Origin of the sequence: Mycobacterium persicum (assembly GCF_002086915.1) — a bacterium.
Lineage (GTDB): Bacteria > Actinomycetota > Actinomycetes > Mycobacteriales > Mycobacteriaceae > Mycobacterium > Mycobacterium persicum.
Genome location: NZ_MWQA01000001.1, coordinates 4,549,134 through 4,565,017 on the forward strand (window position 1 = coordinate 4,549,134; position 15,884 = coordinate 4,565,017).

The window sequence follows — 15,884 nt, forward strand, 5'->3', positions numbered from 1 at the left end:
GAACGTCTTTAAGAGAATTTCTTACAAGTCTTGTTCGGGGAAGTTTATGCGCCGCGCCGTGGAGCCGGTCACGCGGTTCCCCGATTCAAACCGTTTCGCGCAGTCGGCGCTTGATCCGGGCGAGCATCGCCGCCATGCCGCGCAGTCGAAGTGGGCTGATCAGAGCGGCCAAACCCAGTTCGGCGTAGAAATCCTCGGGCACCGCCAGGATGGCGGCCGCCGGTTGCCCGTCCAGCCCGGCAGCCAGGATGGAGGCGAATCCGCGGGTGGTCGGCGCTTCGGCCGGCGCGCTGAAGTGTAGCCGCACCCGCTGCGGATTGCTCGCGTCGACATGCAGGAACAGCGGGGACTGGCATTCGGGCACGGGCTCCATGGCCTGTTCCTCGAGGTCGACGGGCAGTGCCGGGAGTTCGTCGGCGAATTCCAACAGCAGCTTCAGCTTGTCCTGGCCCTGGACTTCGGCGAAGTCGGACACCACCTCGGCCAACGGCGCGGGCAGACTCATCGCTGCGGCACGGCTCCCGGCTCTTCGCCCGCGACGATCGGCACGCGCACGGTGTTGCCCCATTCGGTCCACGACCCGTCGTAGTTGCGGACGCCGGGCTTGCCGAGCAAATGCGTGAGCACGAACCAGGTATGACTGGACCGCTCGCCGATGCGGCAATAGACGACGGTCTTGTCGTCCGGGCTCAAGAACCCGTAGAGCTCTTCCAGCTCCTCGCGGCTGCGGAACCGTCCACTCTCGTCGACCGCCTTACTCCACGGAATCGACCGGGCGGTGGGAATGTGGCCGCCGCGAAGCACGCCTTCCTCGGGGTACTCGGGCATGTGGGTGCGTTTGCCGGTGTACTCGTCGGGCGAACGCACGTCGATCAGCGGCTGATTGCCCAGGATGTCCAGCACGTCGTCCTTGAATGCGCGGATGGGGCCGTCGTTGCGCTGCACCACGGGGTAGCCGGTCGACGTCTTGTCCGGCACCTCCAGGGTGGTGTCGCGGCGCTCGGCGAGCCAAAGGTCACGTCCACCGTTGAGCAGGCGCACATCGGGGTGGCCGAACAGGGTGAAAACCCACAGCGCGTAGGCCGCCCACCAATTGCTTTTGTCGCCGTAGATCACCACGGTGTCGTCGCGGGCAATGCCCTTGCGGTCCATCAAAGCGGCGAACTGCTGGCCGTCGATGTAGTCGCGCACCGTCGGGTCGTTGAGGTCGGTGTGCCAATCGACCTTGACCGCACCCGGAATATGGCCGACGTCGTAAAGCAGGACATCCTCGTCGGATTCGACGATCGCCAGGCCGGGCGCGCCCAGGTGGGCGGACAGCCAATCGGCGGTCACGAGCCGTTCGGGATGGGCATAGGCCGACAATGTAGGACTCGGATCTGTGGGCAGGGGCACATCATTCAGCCTACCGCTGGCCCGGCAACCGCCCGTAGCTCAGTGCTTGTGAACCACTCGTTCGGTCTGGCCCGGATTCCAGACGGTGATATCCAGATGTCCGTCGCGCACCTCTACCGCCGATGCTCCGGTGATATCGGCTGCGAAGAGGTCGAATTGCTGCCCGCGCACATCCAATCCGGTCTGGTCGAACAGGGTTTCGGCGAACCGGCGAAGCAATGTGGTGTCGGTGGCGACGTGGGCCAGACCCCACAGCTTCGCGTCGCCGTCGGTCACTTGGGTATCTACGGTCGCGGTGTGCAGGCAGAACCGCGGGTCGCGCGCGAGATCGCGGAACTTGGTGGTGCCGGGCATCCCGGGCAACAGCAACCGGTTCTCGAAAATGTGCGGCTCCATCGGGCTGATCCGCGGGAAGCCGTCCGAGCGCAGCGTGGCCAGTAGACAAAGGTTGCCGGCGGCGCGATGACGTCGGGTGAAAATGGTCGCGATGTGCGGCGCGTCGGCGCTGAATTCGGCCCAGGTGGTCATGCCACAACACTATGGGCGCCCATGGGCGCCCATGGGCGCCCGCGGGTGGACGCACAGGGCGCACGTCAGTCGCCGGCGTCGTGCGCCCACAGTGCGGCAACCGACAGCCCCAGCCGGTGGAGGAGTGATCGCAGCAGGGGCAGGCTCAACCCGATCACGTTGGACGGATCGCCGTCGATTCTGTCGACGAACCAGCCGCCTAAGCCATCGAGGGTGAACCCGCCTGCGACCCGCAATGATTCACCGCTGGCCAAGTACGATTCGAGATCGTCCGGCGATGGACTGCCGAAATGCACTGTGGTAACAGCTGTTTCGCCGATATTGTGAGTAATTTGGTTGTCCTGCAGGCGGATAACGCAGTGGCCCGTATAGAGCTGTCCGGCGCGTCCCGCCATCGACTGCCACTGTTGCCGCGCGCTGGCGATGGATTGGGGCTTGCCGCATAACTTGCCATCCAGCTGCAGCATCGAATCACAACCCACGACAACGCAATCGCTTGAGAGCGAGCCATTCACGGCCGCCGCTACCTGCTCGGCTTTGGCCCGGGCGAGCGTGCCCACCACCTCGCCGGGCGACGCCTCGGGCCGCAAACCGCAGATGAGCGCGTCCTCGTCGACACCCGAGGGCACGACCAATGGGTCGACGCCGGCCTGGCGAAGCACCTGGAGCCGGCCCGGGGATGCGGACCCGAGCACCAACCGGGTCATCGGCGCATGTGCAGCATTTCCTGCAGCGTGATGCGTTGCCAGCTGAACACGGGGAACCGCAGCTTGTCGACCGGCAGGCCCCATCGAGTGGGCTCAGTTTCCGGCGCCGGCGGCGCACCGCTGACGCTGCCCAGCACCGCGATCAGTGCCGCCAACTCCTGATCGGTGGGGTGGCCTTGGACGATCTCGATGTGCCGTTCGTGCGGCTGAGGTGCGGGGTCGGTGGTGTTGGTTTCGTCCGTCTCGTTGCGCTCACTCATTGCGCTCGCTCCGCTCACTCGACTCTCGTCCCCGTCGCTCGCTGCGCTCACTCGACTCACAGGGGAATGTTCCCGTGCTTCTTCGGCGGCTGCTGCGCGATCTTGCGTTCCAGCAGCCGCAGCGCCGTGCCGACATAGCCGCGGGTGTACGACGGCGGGATCACCGCGTCGACATACCCGCGCTCAGCGGCGATATACGGGTTGACCAGCGTGTCCTCGTATTCCTGCTGCAGTTGTAGCCGCAGCGCGTCAACGTCCTCGCCGTCCTTCGCCGCTTGCGCGAGCTGCTGGCGGTACACGAAGCCGACGGCGCCGGAAGCCCCCATCACCGCGATCTGCGCGGTCGGCCAGGCCAGGTTGACGTCGCAGCCCATGTCTTTGGAGCCCATCACGCAGTACGCGCCGCCGTAGGCCTTGCGGGTGATGACGGTGATCTTCGGGACGGTGGCCTCGCCGTAGGCGTAGAGCAGCTTGGCGCCGCGGCGGATGATGCCGTTGTATTCCTGGTCGGTGCCGGGCAAGAAGCCCGGAACATCGACGAACATCACGATGGGAATGTTGAAGCAATCGCAGGTCCGCACGAAGCGGGCCGCCTTCTCCGAGGCGTTGATGTCCAGGCAGCCGGCGAACTGGGTGGGCTGGTTGGCGACGATGCCCACCGGCCGGCCCTCGATTCGCCCAAACCCGACGATGATGTTCTGCGCGTAGCCGGCCTGGATCTCCAGGAACTCGTCCTCGTCGAGGATGCGAGTGACGACCTCGTGCATGTCGTAGGGCTGGTTGGGGGAGTCGGGGATCAGCGTGTCCAGCTCGAGGTCCTCGTCGGTGAGATTGTCTTCTACGGGCCCCTCGGGGACGGCCGCGGGATAGCGCGGCGGATCAGTGAAGTTGTTGGGCGGCAGATAGCTCAGCAGCTCGCGAACGTATTCGAACGCGTCCTGCTCGCCGGACGCGACATAGTGCGCAGTCCCGGATTTGGCCATATGGGTGTGGCCACCGCCGAGTTCCTCCATGGTGACGTCCTCGCCGGTGACGGTCTTGATGACATCGGGTCCGGTGATGAACATCTGGCTGGTCTGGTCCACCATGATCACGAAGTCGGTCAGCGCGGGGGAGTAGACGTGCCCGCCGGCGGCGGCGCCCATGATCAGCGAGATCTGCGGGATGACGCCCGAGGCCAGGATGTTGTTGCGGAAAATCCGGCTGTAGAGGCCCAGCGAGACGACGCCCTCCTGAATGCGCGCGCCGGCGCCGTCGTTGATGCCGATCAGCGGACGGCCGGTCTTGACCGCCAATTCCTGCACCTTGACGATCTTCTCGCCGTAGACCTCGCCCAAGCTGCCGCCGAACACGGTGGCGTCCTGGCTGAAGATGCACACGTCGCGGCCGTCGATGGTGCCGTAGCCGGTCACCACCCCGTCGCCCAGGGGACGGTTGTTCTCCAGTCCGAAGTTGGTGCTGCGGTGCCGTGCCAGCGCGTCCAGCTCGACGAACGAATCCTCGTCCAGCAGTGCGTAAATGCGCTCCCGGGCGGTCAGCTTGCCCTTGGCATGCACCTTCTCGATAGCCGTTTCACCGACAGGATGCAGGGACTCTGCGCGACGCTTGTGCAGCTCCGCGAGCTTGCCCGCGGTGGTGTGGATGTCGATGGTGTGCTCGGCGGCGGGCTCGGCAGTATGGTCGGTAACGCTCGTCATGGGAGTCGATGGTATCGGCAACCATTTCCTGCGCCGTCAGGAAGCCTGACGACGCGTCTGGGCCGCGCTACGTCGAAAAGTGCCCACAGTGGCTCTGACAGGGCTCTTACGGGGCTTCGCCACGTTCACCGGTTGTGTTGGGGCCGGCCCCCCGCTACGTCCCCTTGTTTCCGGGTCTGCCGAACACCATCCCGCCCTTGCCGGCGCTGCCGCCGGCACCGCCGGCCAGCCCGGCGGTGGTGCTGTTGCCGCCGTTGCACCCAGGTCAGAGGACAATATCGGGATGGCTGCCGGGCGTTCGGGGTTTTGACGGCTTTCCGCTGGTTGGAAGGGACCAGTCGGCGTTCAACGTCTAGAGCGCAGCCCGGCAGATCATCCAGCGGTTCACCCGGCGGCCCATAGTCGTAGAGCCGTGGCGGGAACAGCCCGGACCGGCGTCGTCGAGATCTTTCGGGGCGTGTCTAGGCTGAGCCGTGATGAATCGGGATCAGCTCAGGCTGGCACTCGACGCCGCGGCCCTGCGTGCCGAGGCGATCGGATCGGGATGGCGCCGACTCGACGTCGTGGAACAGACCGGCTCCACCAACGCCGATCTACTGGAGCGCGCGGCCTCCGGTGCAGATATCGACGGCGCGGTCTTGATCGCCGAGCACCAAACCGCCGGACGCGGACGCCATGGTCGGGGCTGGACGGCCGCGCCCCGCGCGCAGATCACCATGTCGGTCGGCGTGCGTATCGACGGCGTCGCCACCGCCGCGTGGGGCTGGCTGTCGCTGGCCACCGGGCTGGCGGTGATCGACGCGGTCACCCCCCTGATCGCAGCCGCCGGGATCGAGGGACGCCTGAAGTGGCCCAACGACGTGCTGGCCGGGTCTGCCGCAGCCAGGGGCAAGCTGGCGGGCATCCTGGCCGAGGTGGCGCAACCGTTCGCGGTGATCGGCGTCGGACTCAACGTCACGCAAGACCCCGAGGAGGTCGACGGTCCCGGGGCGACGTCGTTGTTCGACCTCGGCGTGCCGGCTCCAGACCGGAACCAGCTGATCCCCGGGCTGTTACGAGCCCTCGCGACACGGATCGCCCAGTGGCAGGACGCAGACGCGCGACTGGCGGCCGACTACCGGGCCCGCAGCCTGACCATCGGATCGCGGGTGCGGGTGCAGTTGCCCGGGGGCAACGAGGTCGTCGGGGTCGCGGGCGACATCGACGACCAGGGCCGGCTCTGTGTCGACACCGGGGGTGAGCCGGTGCTGGTGTCAGCCGGTGACGTGGTGCATCTGCGTTAGTTAAGGTCGCCACCATGAGGTATCCGGACAACGCCATGGCCGCCGGCGAGCAGGTGGTCCTGCATCGCCACCCGCACTGGAAACGGCTGATCTGGCCGGTGGTGGTGCTGATCCTGGTCACCGGGCTGGGTGCGCTGGGGTCGGGGTTCGTCAACTCGACACAGTGGCCGCAGCTCACCAAGACCATCCTGCACGGCGTCATCTGGGGCGTCTGGCTGGTGATCGTCGGCTGGGGCACGCTGTGGCCGTTCCTGAGCTGGCTGACCACGCATTTCGTGGTCACCAACCGGCGGGTGATGTTTCGGCATGGCGTGCTGACCCGAACCGGCATCGACATCCCGCTGGCACGGATCAACAGCGTGGAGTTTCGTGACCGGATTACCGAACGGGTGTTTCGCAGCGGGACGCTGATCATCGAGTCGGCGTCACACGATCCGCTGGAATTCCCCGATATTCCGCGCCTGCGGGAAGTGCACGCGCTGCTGTATCACGAAGTTTTCGACACCCTGGGTTCGGAGGAAGCGCCCAGCTGAGCCAACCGGCCGGTCCGGTTCCTCTTACTGCGCCAGGCTCGCAGCAGGGTGACGTTGCCGCCCTCGAGGGTGTCCTCCAAGACCTCGGCGATTCCGCCGGCGGTGAGCGCCGATTCCAGCGCTTTGTCGGGGTTGCGGGCGAACTCGTCGGGGAACACCCAGCGCCGGAACGCCCAGAACCGGAACGCCATCTGCAGCAGATTGCCGATGATGTAGGCGGAGACGAAGTCGGCGATGTTTTCCACCGTCAACGACACCGTTGGCACCCGCAGCTGCAGGACGTAGCTGGAGACCCACAGCGGAGCCATGCTCAGTAGCACCCCGACGCCGCTGAACGCGAAGAACAGCAGTGCCTCATGGTGGCGCTCGCGGCCGCCGCGGTCGCGGAAGCTCCATTCCCGGTTCAGCACGTAGGACGCGATGACGGCGACGATCCCGGCGATCACCTTGGCAGTTACCGGCTTGGGCTCGAGGATCGTCAGCTTCAGCGTGTAGAAAATTGCCGAGTCGATGATGAAGGTGGTGCCGCCGACGATGGCGAATTTGATCAGCTCATGGTGGCGCTGCGCATAGGGCTGAACCACCCCGGGAAGGCGCGCAATCGTGGCATCGGCAAAGGACACAACACGTCAGTGTACGGATCGACGCGAAATCGACGCAAAATGCTACATAACGATCTGGTACTGCGGCCGTCAAACACGCCGGTCGCGGGCCATGACACCATGATGGCCGTGCCGAGTTCCCGCACCCCGCATGTCGCCCCGCTGGTCGCCATGGTCGGCGGTGGTCAGCTGGCCCGGATGACCCACCAGGCCGCCATCGCGCTTGGTCAGAACCTGCGCGTCCTGGCCACCGCGGCCGACGAGTCGGCGGCGCAGGTGACGCCCAATGTGGTGATCGGGTCGCACACCGACATCGACGACCTGCGCCGCGTCGCGGCCGGGGCTCACGTGCTCACTTTCGACCACGAGCATGTCCCGACCGAGCTGCTGGAAAAGCTGGTCGCCGAAGGCGTCAACGTGGCGCCGCCGCCGGGGGCCCTGGTGCACGCCCAGGACAAGCTCGTGATGCGGCAGAAGTTGGCGGCCCTGGGCGCCCCGGTGCCGCGCTACACCGGCATCGAGAGGCTCGACGACCTGCACGGCCTGGACGCGTTCGCCGGGCAGGTGGACGCACCGCTGGTGGTCAAGGCGGTTCGCGGCGGCTACGACGGCCGGGGGGTGCGGATGGCGCGTGACCTCGCCGATGCCCGCGACATCGCGCGCGACTACCTGACCAATGGTGTGGCGGTGCTGGTCGAGGAGCGGGTGGCGCTGCGCCGGGAGCTGTCGGCGCTGGCGGCGCGGTCGCCGTTCGGCCAGGGCGCGGCCTGGCCGGTGGTTCAGACGGTGCAACGCGACGGCATCTGCGTGCAGGTGATCGCGCCCGCGCCGGCGCTGACCGGCGACTCGGCCGCGGCCGCGCAACAGCTGGCGTTGCGGCTGGCCGCCGAACTGGGTGTGGTGGGGGTGCTCGCCGTCGAGCTCTTCGAGACGATCGACGGCACACTGCTGGTCAACGAACTCGCGATGCGGCCCCACAACTCCGGGCACTGGACCATGGATGGGTCTCGGACCAGTCAGTTCGAGCAGCATCTGCGCGCGGTACTCGACTATCCGCTCGGCGACACCGACGCAATCGTTCCGGTGACGGTAATGGCCAACGTGCTCGGCGCCGCCGCCCCGCCGGCAATGTCTCTCGACGAACGGCTGCACCACCTGTTCGCGCGGATGCCCGACGCCAAGGTTCACCTGTACGGCAAGGCGGAGCGGCCCGGCCGCAAGGTGGGACACCTCAACTTCCTCGGCGCCGACGGTACTGACCTGCAACAGCTGCGAGAACGCGCCGAGCTTGCCGCGCATTGGTTGTCACATGCACAGTGGACCGACGGCTGGGATCCCCATACCGCCGGCGACGAGGCACCGGGGGCACGCCCCCCGCAGCGGGAGGTACCCCCTCTCGCTCGGGGGGGAGAAAGCGATGTGGAGGAGCGACGGATGGGATCCGCATGACCGAACAGCCCCGGGTCGCGGTCATCATGGGCAGCGACAGCGACTGGTCGGTGATGGCCGACGCCGCCGCGGCGCTGGCCGAATTCGACGTCCCGACCGAGGTGCGGGTGGTGTCGGCGCATCGCACCCCGGCCGTGATGTTCGACTACGCACGCGGCGCCGCCGAGCGCGGCATCGAGATCATCATCGCCGGCGCCGGCGGCGCCGCCCACCTTCCCGGTATGGTCGCCTCCGCCACGCCGCTACCGGTGATCGGGGTGCCGGTGCCGCTGGCCCGGCTCGACGGCCTGGACTCGCTGCTGTCGATCGTGCAGATGCCGGCCGGGGTGCCGGTGGCTACGGTTTCCATCGGCGGGGCGCGCAACGCCGGCCTGCTGGCGGTGCGGATGCTGGGGTCGTCTGATCCACAGTTGCGGGCGCGAGTCGTGGCATTCCAGGACCGGCTGGCCGAGACCGTCCGGGCCAAGGATGCGGAACTGCAGAAGCGTGCGGGTAAGTTAACCCGCGACTAGAAGGAGGCCGTGATGGCTGGTTGGGCGGGAAATCCGTCGTTCGATGTGTTCCAGCTGCCCGAAGAGCACCAGGAGTTGCGGGCGGCGATTCGCGCGCTGGCGGAAAAGGAAATCGCTCCTCACGCCGCCGACGTGGACGAGAATTCCCGGTTCCCGCAGGAGGCGCTCGATGCGCTCAACGCCTCGGGCTTCAACGCGGTGCACGTGCCCGAGGAGTACGGCGGCCAGGGCGCCGACTCGGTGGCGGCCTGCATCGTCATCGAGGAGGTCGCCCGCGTCGACGCGTCCGCCTCGTTGATTCCCGCGGTCAACAAACTGGGCACCATGGGCCTGATCCTGCGCGGCTCCGAAGACCTGAAGAAGCAGGTGTTGCCGCAGCTCGCCGACGGCACGGCGATGGCCTCCTACGCCTTGAGTGAGCGCGAGGCCGGCAGCGACGCGGCGTCGATGCGCACCCGCGCCAAGGCCGACGGCGACGACTGGATTCTCAACGGCGCCAAGTGCTGGATCACCAACGGCGGCAAATCGTCGTGGTACACGGTGATGGCGGTGACCGACCCGGACAAGGGCGCCAACGGGATCTCGGCGTTCATGGTGCACAAGGACGACGAGGGCTTCACCGTCGGTCCCAAGGAACGCAAGCTCGGAATCAAGGGTTCGCCCACCACGGAGCTGTACTTCGAGAACTGCCGCATCCCGGGTGATCGGATCATCGGCGAGCCGGGCACCGGTTTCAAGACGGCACTGGCCACCCTGGACCACACCCGTCCCACCATCGGCGCCCAGGCCGTGGGAATCGCCCAGGGTGCCCTGGATGCCGCCATCGCCTACACCAAGGACCGCAAGCAGTTTGGCGAGTCGATCAGCACCTTCCAGGCCGTGCAGTTCATGATCGCCGACATGGCGATGAAGGTGGAGGCGGCCCGGTTGATGGTCTACACCGCCGCCGCGCGCGCCGAGCGCGGGGAGCCCAACCTGGGCTTCATCTCCGCGGCGTCGAAATGTTTTGCCTCCGACGTCGCGATGGAGGTCACCACCGACGCGGTCCAGTTGTTCGGCGGCGCCGGCTACACCGTCGACTTCCCGGTCGAGCGAATGATGCGCGACGCCAAGATCACTCAGATCTACGAGGGCACCAACCAGATCCAGCGCGTGGTGATGTCGCGGGCGTTGCTGCGCTGAGCAGGGTCGAGTCGGTTCACCGCACCGGATCCGCGGGCCGGTACCGCTGGCTGCGGTCGGCAAGCTCGTTGGAGCCGCCGCCGATTCTGGTCAGCCGGTCGACGTTCTGGGAGGCGCTAGCTCCAGTGCGGGGCCACCTCGTGATGCATCGCTGCCCCGCCAGCACACCGGGTATAAGCTAAATCGCCGACGCGGACGTGCGCACTTCGGGTAAATTCTGCCAATTTCACATCGCTTCTGGATGAGACACGCCCCGGTCCGCCGGCCTGAAAATCGCCCTTCTCGACTTGATAACTTCCATTGAAGATTCGAGTGCCTGAATCTATTGACACCGCCTTGCTGGACCCGTCGCGCCATGTTGCAATCAATCAACCAATTCGGTGCCGATGAGTTCGGATGCGGCGCCTGAAGCCCTGAAAGCATCGGAAGAGGTGTGGTCTTGACGCTGCGGATGGTTTCTGGGGATTCGGCGGGCGCGGCCCCGTCGGTGCCGAGTACTCGGTTGGCGGCTGCGCACGGTGTCGCTGCGCCGGTGATCGCCGGGGCCGGTCATGCCGCCGGCGATATTGCCGCCACCGTCTCCAATGCTCCCGCGGCTGATCTGGCATGAGTTCGCCGATCTGGATGGCATGCCCGCCCGAGGTGCATTCGGCATTGCTCAGCGCTGGTCCGGGGCCGGCTGCGGTGCTGGCGGCCGGTGAGCAGTGGTCGTCGCTGAGTGCCGAGTACGCGGCGGTGGCCGAGGAACTGACCGTGGTGCTGGCCGGAGTGACCGGCGCGGCTTGGCAGGGTCCCAGCGCGGAGCTATGCGCGGCGGCCTATATTCCGTATCTGGCGTGGTTGCTGCAGGCCAGTGCCGACAGCGCGGGTAATGCGGCGGTTCATGACGCCGCGGCCAGCGCCTATGTCGGTGCGCTGGCGGCAATGCCTACCTTGGCTGAGTTAATCGCCAACCACGCCACCCATGCGGTGCTGGCGGCCACGAATTTCTTTGGTATCAACACGATCCCGATTGCGCTCAATGAAGCCGATTATGTGCGGATGTGGATCCAGGCCGCCACCACCATGGGCGTCTACGAGACTGCCTGCGTAACCGCACTGGCCGCCGCACCTCACGCCGTTCCGGCTCCGGCCATTCTCAAACCCGGTACCGGTGCGGCCGCCGACACCGCGGCCACGATCGCCCAAACTCTCAGCCCATTTCCCTGGCAAGAAATCATGGCGTTCCTGGATTATGTGGGCAAGCTGTTGTGGGAAGTCCTTCCGACATTCCTCTCGGAGCTCATTCCCGTCGGCTTGGCTTTTCTCTGGATAGCCTTGGCCGTCCTGAGTTTCAATGTGATTGGACTAATTTTCCAGTTGATAGCAGACATCCCACTTTTCTTGGAGTTTGCCATTAACGGCTTCTCGATATTAGGGCTGCTGACGTACGGTGTCGTTGGTGTCATAGGAATTATTGTTGAATGGGTCTTCGGGAATTTGTTTGGTGTCGTTCCATTGTTGGCGGAGTTCGCCGCTGATCTTGCTCCGGCAGTGGCCGGTGCTGCTGGCGCACCGTTGCTCGGATCCGTGGGTGCGGCCGTTCCGGTCGCTCAGCTGGCTTCGGTGGCTCCGGTAGCGGCGATGGCGGTGGATGTGGTGGAGCCGGTAACAGGTGCGGCGGTGGTGTCGCAGGCCCAGCTGGTGTCGGCGGTGGCGGCCGCCGATCAGGGGGCCGGCGCAATCGGGTTTGCCGGGACGTTGGCCAATAGGACTGCGATGCCAGCCGCTGGTTTGGTCGGTGTTGGTGATGAGTTTGGCGGCGCGCGGCTGCCGATGCTGCCGGCCGGTTGGATGCCGGCGTTGGTCGGCGTCGCGGGGTGAGGTCTTCGGCCGACAGCAGTTCGAAGGCATGAGTTGAACGCAACGGTGTGGCTGTCACGGGGGAGCCGAATCGATCGACCAGCGGCCACAACCGACGCGGCGCTGCGTCCGCCGACCTACCGGGCTCCCGACTGGACGGCAGCATCGAGAGTCGTGCAATCCGAGGGCGCCAACCATCCAGCGGGTAGTGATGTCCAGGGCGCTGCTGCGCTGACATTTCCTGCCCACGCCCGACGACGGCGGTTCACGCTCAGGATCCGCCAGTAAAGTCGAGCTCGCAGCGCTGCCGACCGTCGGGGTGGGAGGCAGACGTCGGCACAACCGGGGACCGGCTATCGTCGGTCATCGTCGGACTCGAGCAAACGGGTACACCGCGGCCAGGGGGAGTGAGGTAGAAGGCGTGGTTATCTGTGCGCGCGCCACGTAAGCGCGACCTGACGCCTGTGCCGGGTCCCGGCATCGGCCCCGCGGCGCAACGGCAGTCGTTGTCCTTGCTGCTGATCGAAGACGATCGGGCCGACGCCGTCCTCGTCGAAAACCTGATCGCCGACGCGCTCAGCGATATCGAGGTGAGATGGGCGCCCTCGGTGGCACACGCCGAGCGTGAGCTGGACTCCGCCCGGCCCGACTGCGTGCTGCTGGATTTGAACCTTCCCGACGCCAACGGGATGGACGCGCTTGACCGCATCGCCAAACGCGACACCAGCGTCCCGATAGTCGTGCTGACCGGCCTCAACGATGAGTACTTCGGCGCTACCGCAGTGGCGGCGGGTGCGCAGGACTACCTGGTCAAGGGGCGGGTCGAACCCGAAATGCTGCGCCGCGCATTGCTGTACGCGATCGAGCGCAAGCGTGCCGAGCTGATTGCCGCCGACCTGCACGCCAGCCGGCTTCGAGCGCGGGAGAATGCCCTGCTCGAACGTGGCCTGCTGCCCTCCCCGCTGCTGCTCGACCGCCCCGGCGTCGACATCGTCGCCCGGTACCGGCCCAGCCGTGAAGACGCCTTGCTGTGCGGGGACTTCTACGACGTCGTCCAAACCCCGGACCGGGTCGTCCACGTACTGATCGGCGACGTCGCGGGACACGGGCCGAACGAGGCGGCCCTGGGTGCGGCACTGCGGATCGCCTGGCGTGCGCTGACATTGGCCGGCGTCGACGGCGTCGACCTGATGCGGCGCCTGGAGCAGGTGTTGCGCGCCGAGCGCTCCGGCGACGGGGTGTTCGCGACGGTGCTCAGTCTGACCATCCCCGCCGGTCGGTCAGGCTCACCCGATGGCGGCCGCATCAAGGTGATCCGGGCCGGTCATCCCGGGATGTTGTTGCACGGCGGCGGCACCGTGGAATGGCTCGAGCCACCGGCCGGCCCAGCCCTGGGCCTGCATCTCGACAACTGGCCGCGGCATGAGTTGGCATTGCCGGCCGGCCACGGGCTGCTGCTGATCACCGACGGGCTGTTCGAGGGATATTCGGGATCGGGCCGGGAACGCCTCGGTGAGGACGGCCTGCTAGCGCTGGCCCGCTCGCACGCGGCGCTGCCCGGTCCCGCATTCGTCGACGCGCTCATCGACGGAGCGCAGCAGCGCGCCCAGTCGCTCGGCGGACTCACCGACGACATCGCCGTGCTACGGGTGGAGCGCACGATCCGATGACTGCCGGCGGGATGGCATGGCGCCGAATAGAACTCACCGTGCGGGGATGGCAAGCGCTGGTGCTGGCGGTCATGGGCATGATGGTGCTCACGGGAGCGGTGACGGGTGCGATATTGCTGAATCGCACCGACGAGTTGTCGCGCCAACTCCGCGACGACATTGCGCCGTCGCGGGTAGCGGCCTGCCAATTGCAGTCGGCATTACGAGACCAGGAAACCGGCATCCGCGGCTACCTGATATCGGCCGACAAGCAGTTCCTCGGTCCCTACTACGAGGGGCAGCGCGCCGAGCAGGCCGCCGCCGACGACATCCGCCGGCGACTGGCCCACCACCCTGAACTGCTGGCGGACTTGGACGCGGTCGAAAACGCCGCCACCGCCTGGCGGACCAGCTATGCCCAACCGCTGATCGCGCAGGTCACCCCGGACACTCCCATCGTGGTCAACGGCGCCATCGTGGCCATAGGCAAGGCCCAATTCGACCGGCTCCGTGAACTTTTCGGCGTGCAGAACCAGCATCTGGCGCAGGCCCGGGCGCAGGCGGCCGACCGGCTTGCCCACATGGACGACTGGCGCGACCGGGTGCTGGCCGCGATGGTGCTGGTGTTCTTCGCCACGGCGGCGTTGCTGGGGCTGTTGACCAGACGGGCGGTCACCCGTCCGCTGGCTGCGCTGGCGCGGGCATGCCGGCGGGTCACCGAAGGCAACTTCGGCGAAGCCATCACGCCGCCCAGCAGACCCAAAGACATCCGGGGCATCGCCGTCGACGTCGAGAACATGCGGCAGCGCATGGTGGAGGAGCTCGAGGCGTCGCGTACGGCCCGGGCGCAATTGGATGAGCAGGCCCTCGAGTTGCGGCGCTCGAACGCCGAACTGGAGCAGTTCGCCTATGTCGCGTCCCACGATCTGCAGGAACCGTTGCGCAAGGTCGCCGCCTTTTGTCAGCTGCTCGAAAAGCGATACGCCGATCAGCTCGACGAGCGCGGCCTGGAATACATCGGCTTCGCGGTCGACGGAGCCAAACGCATGCAGGTGCTCATCAACGACCTGCTCAGGTTCTCCCGGGTCGGCCGGTTGGGCACCACGAGCACCGACGTCGACCTCGACACGACGCTGGACGCCGCCCTGGCCAACCTCGCCACCGCGATCGAGGAATCAGAGGCCCACATTGTGCGACCCGCCGAGCCGCTGCCGTGGGTGGTGGGGGACCCGACGTTGCTGACGATGTTGTGGCAGAACCTGATTGGCAACGCGGTCAAGTTCCGGCGCCCCGACCGGGCGCCGCGGGTCGTCATCGACTGCCGCCGGGGCAGCGGCGAACGCGATGGTCGGTGGCTGTTCAGCGTGACCGACAACGGCATCGGCATCCCGGAGGAATTCACCGACAAGGTCTTCATCATCTTCCAACGGCTGCACGGCCGCGACGCTTACGGAGGAACGGGCTTGGGTCTTGCGTTGTGCCGCAAGATCGTCGAGCACCACGGCGGCGTCGTCTGGATCGACACGTCTTTCACCGATGGAACGCGCTTCCAGTTCACGCTACCCATTGCCGCGCCCGCGGCGCCGCGGATGCCGACGGAAATTAGTGCCCTCCCCGGAAGGAACACCACATGACATCGGCAGGCCGCCCCATCGATATCCTGCTCGTCGAAGACGACCCGGGTGACGAGCTCATCACTCGAGAAGCGTTCGAGCACAACAAGGTCAAGAACAGGCTCCACGTCGCGCGCGACGGGGAAGAGGGGCTTGATTACCTCTACCGGCGCGGTGAGTTCCACGATGCGCCCCGACCCGATTTGATCCTGCTCGATTTGAACCTGCCGAAGTACGACGGTCGGCAGTTGCTCGAGAAGATCAAGTCGGATCCCGACCTGTCGCGCATCCCGGTCGTGGTGCTCACCACCTCCGCGGCGGAGGAAGACATCTTGCGCAGCTACAAGCTGCACGCGAACGCCTATGTCACCAAGCCGGTCGACCTCGACCAGTTCATGACCGCGGTTCGGCAGATCGATGAGTTCTTCCTGCAGGTGGTGCGGCTGCCGTCGAGCTGAGTGGTTGCCGCTCAACGAGATTCGAAGGTGCCGGCGGGCAAGCCAGCAGCTGTCCGGCGGCGATCAGCAGCCCCACGAACACCAAATCGGATGGGTCAGATGACCCACGGGCGATCCGGGGAGGCCCCTTGTCAGAGTTTCGTTTTCCGGCGAAGGTTTACTATGTTCACCTTT

Annotated in this window: 17 protein-coding genes; 10 read left to right on the plus strand and 7 right to left on the minus strand. The window is 66.5% G+C overall.

What is annotated here, in order from left to right; genetic code table 11:
• Positions 1-85: 85 nt before the first annotated feature.
• The 6 genes from B4U45_RS20750 to B4U45_RS20775 form a co-directional block, all read right to left on the minus strand.
• Positions 86-505, minus strand: a complete 420-nt coding sequence (locus B4U45_RS20750; protein ID WP_075547751.1) for a SufE family protein — start codon at positions 503-505, stop codon at positions 86-88.
• Positions 502-1,395 carry a sulfurtransferase gene (locus tag B4U45_RS20755; protein ID WP_083153791.1) on the minus strand — a complete coding sequence of 298 codons (894 nt, stop codon included), beginning with the start codon at positions 1,393-1,395 and terminating at the stop codon, positions 502-504. Before B4U45_RS20755 ends, B4U45_RS20750 begins: the two co-directional genes overlap by 4 nt.
• A gap of 39 nt (positions 1,396-1,434) precedes the next feature.
• Entirely contained in the window at positions 1,435-1,923 is a 489-nt protein-coding gene (locus B4U45_RS20760; protein WP_075547753.1) for a pyridoxamine 5'-phosphate oxidase family protein, read from the minus strand.
• Positions 1,924-1,988: 65 nt separating this feature from the next.
• Positions 1,989-2,630, minus strand: a complete 642-nt coding sequence (locus B4U45_RS20765) for a Maf family protein (RefSeq protein ID WP_075547754.1) — start codon at positions 2,628-2,630, stop codon at positions 1,989-1,991.
• Complete coding sequence (locus B4U45_RS20770; RefSeq protein WP_241780269.1) at positions 2,627-2,950, minus strand: acyl-CoA carboxylase subunit epsilon; 324 nt, start codon at positions 2,948-2,950, stop codon at positions 2,627-2,629. Before B4U45_RS20770 ends, B4U45_RS20765 begins: the two co-directional genes overlap by 4 nt.
• Positions 2,947-4,587, minus strand: a complete 1,641-nt coding sequence (locus tag B4U45_RS20775; RefSeq protein ID WP_075547756.1) for an acyl-CoA carboxylase subunit beta — start codon at positions 4,585-4,587, stop codon at positions 2,947-2,949. Before B4U45_RS20775 ends, B4U45_RS20770 begins: the two co-directional genes overlap by 4 nt.
• 473 nt (positions 4,588-5,060) lie before the next feature.
• Here B4U45_RS20775 and B4U45_RS20780 point away from each other — a divergent pair, with 473 nt between their 5' ends.
• Together B4U45_RS20780 and B4U45_RS20785 are read left to right on the plus strand one after the other, a co-directional pair.
• Positions 5,061-5,870: a biotin--[acetyl-CoA-carboxylase] ligase gene (locus tag B4U45_RS20780; RefSeq protein WP_075547758.1), complete on the plus strand. Its 810-nt coding sequence runs from the start codon at positions 5,061-5,063 to the stop codon at positions 5,868-5,870.
• A gap of 14 nt (positions 5,871-5,884) precedes the next feature.
• Positions 5,885-6,403 carry a PH domain-containing protein gene (locus B4U45_RS20785; protein ID WP_075547759.1) on the plus strand — a complete coding sequence of 173 codons (519 nt, stop codon included), beginning with the start codon at positions 5,885-5,887 and terminating at the stop codon, positions 6,401-6,403.
• Here B4U45_RS20785 and B4U45_RS20790 read toward each other — a convergent pair.
• Entirely contained in the window at positions 6,358-7,026 is a 669-nt protein-coding gene (locus B4U45_RS20790; RefSeq protein ID WP_075547760.1) for a GtrA family protein, read from the minus strand. The two genes, B4U45_RS20785 and B4U45_RS20790, sit on opposite strands and share 46 nt — an antisense overlap.
• Positions 7,027-7,125: 99 nt before the next feature.
• Between B4U45_RS20790 and B4U45_RS20795 the strand changes: the two genes are divergently transcribed.
• The 8 genes from B4U45_RS20795 (at position 7,126) to B4U45_RS20830 (ending at position 15,710) form a co-directional block, all read left to right on the plus strand.
• Positions 7,126-8,454: a 5-(carboxyamino)imidazole ribonucleotide synthase gene (locus tag B4U45_RS20795; RefSeq protein ID WP_075547870.1), complete on the plus strand. Its 1,329-nt coding sequence runs from the start codon at positions 7,126-7,128 to the stop codon at positions 8,452-8,454.
• Complete coding sequence (purE, locus tag B4U45_RS20800; protein WP_075547761.1) at positions 8,451-8,966, plus strand: 5-(carboxyamino)imidazole ribonucleotide mutase; 516 nt, start codon at positions 8,451-8,453, stop codon at positions 8,964-8,966. The genes B4U45_RS20795 and purE overlap by 4 nt, the downstream gene beginning before the upstream one ends.
• A 12-nt stretch (positions 8,967-8,978) precedes the next feature.
• Positions 8,979-10,148 (plus strand): acyl-CoA dehydrogenase, encoded by a 1,170-nt coding sequence (locus B4U45_RS20805; RefSeq protein ID WP_075547762.1) that lies wholly within the window; start codon positions 8,979-8,981, stop codon positions 10,146-10,148.
• A gap of 439 nt (positions 10,149-10,587) precedes the next feature.
• On the plus strand, positions 10,588-10,758 hold the full coding sequence (locus tag B4U45_RS20810) for a hypothetical protein (protein ID WP_158006355.1): 171 nt from the start codon (positions 10,588-10,590) through the stop codon (positions 10,756-10,758).
• Positions 10,755-12,011, plus strand: coding sequence for a PPE family protein (locus B4U45_RS20815; protein ID WP_075547763.1), 1,257 nt, complete (start codon positions 10,755-10,757; stop codon positions 12,009-12,011). The genes B4U45_RS20810 and B4U45_RS20815 overlap by 4 nt, the downstream gene beginning before the upstream one ends.
• Before the next feature lie 485 nt (positions 12,012-12,496).
• A complete protein-coding gene (locus B4U45_RS20820) occupies positions 12,497-13,660 on the plus strand; it encodes a PP2C family protein-serine/threonine phosphatase (protein ID WP_089025027.1) in 1,164 nt (387 codons plus the stop codon).
• On the plus strand, positions 13,657-15,273 hold the full coding sequence (locus tag B4U45_RS20825; RefSeq protein ID WP_075547765.1) for a sensor histidine kinase: 1,617 nt from the start codon (positions 13,657-13,659) through the stop codon (positions 15,271-15,273). The genes B4U45_RS20820 and B4U45_RS20825 overlap by 4 nt, the downstream gene beginning before the upstream one ends.
• Complete coding sequence (locus tag B4U45_RS20830; protein WP_075547766.1) at positions 15,270-15,710, plus strand: response regulator; 441 nt, start codon at positions 15,270-15,272, stop codon at positions 15,708-15,710. Before B4U45_RS20825 ends, B4U45_RS20830 begins: the two co-directional genes overlap by 4 nt.
• Positions 15,711-15,884 lie beyond the last annotated feature (174 nt).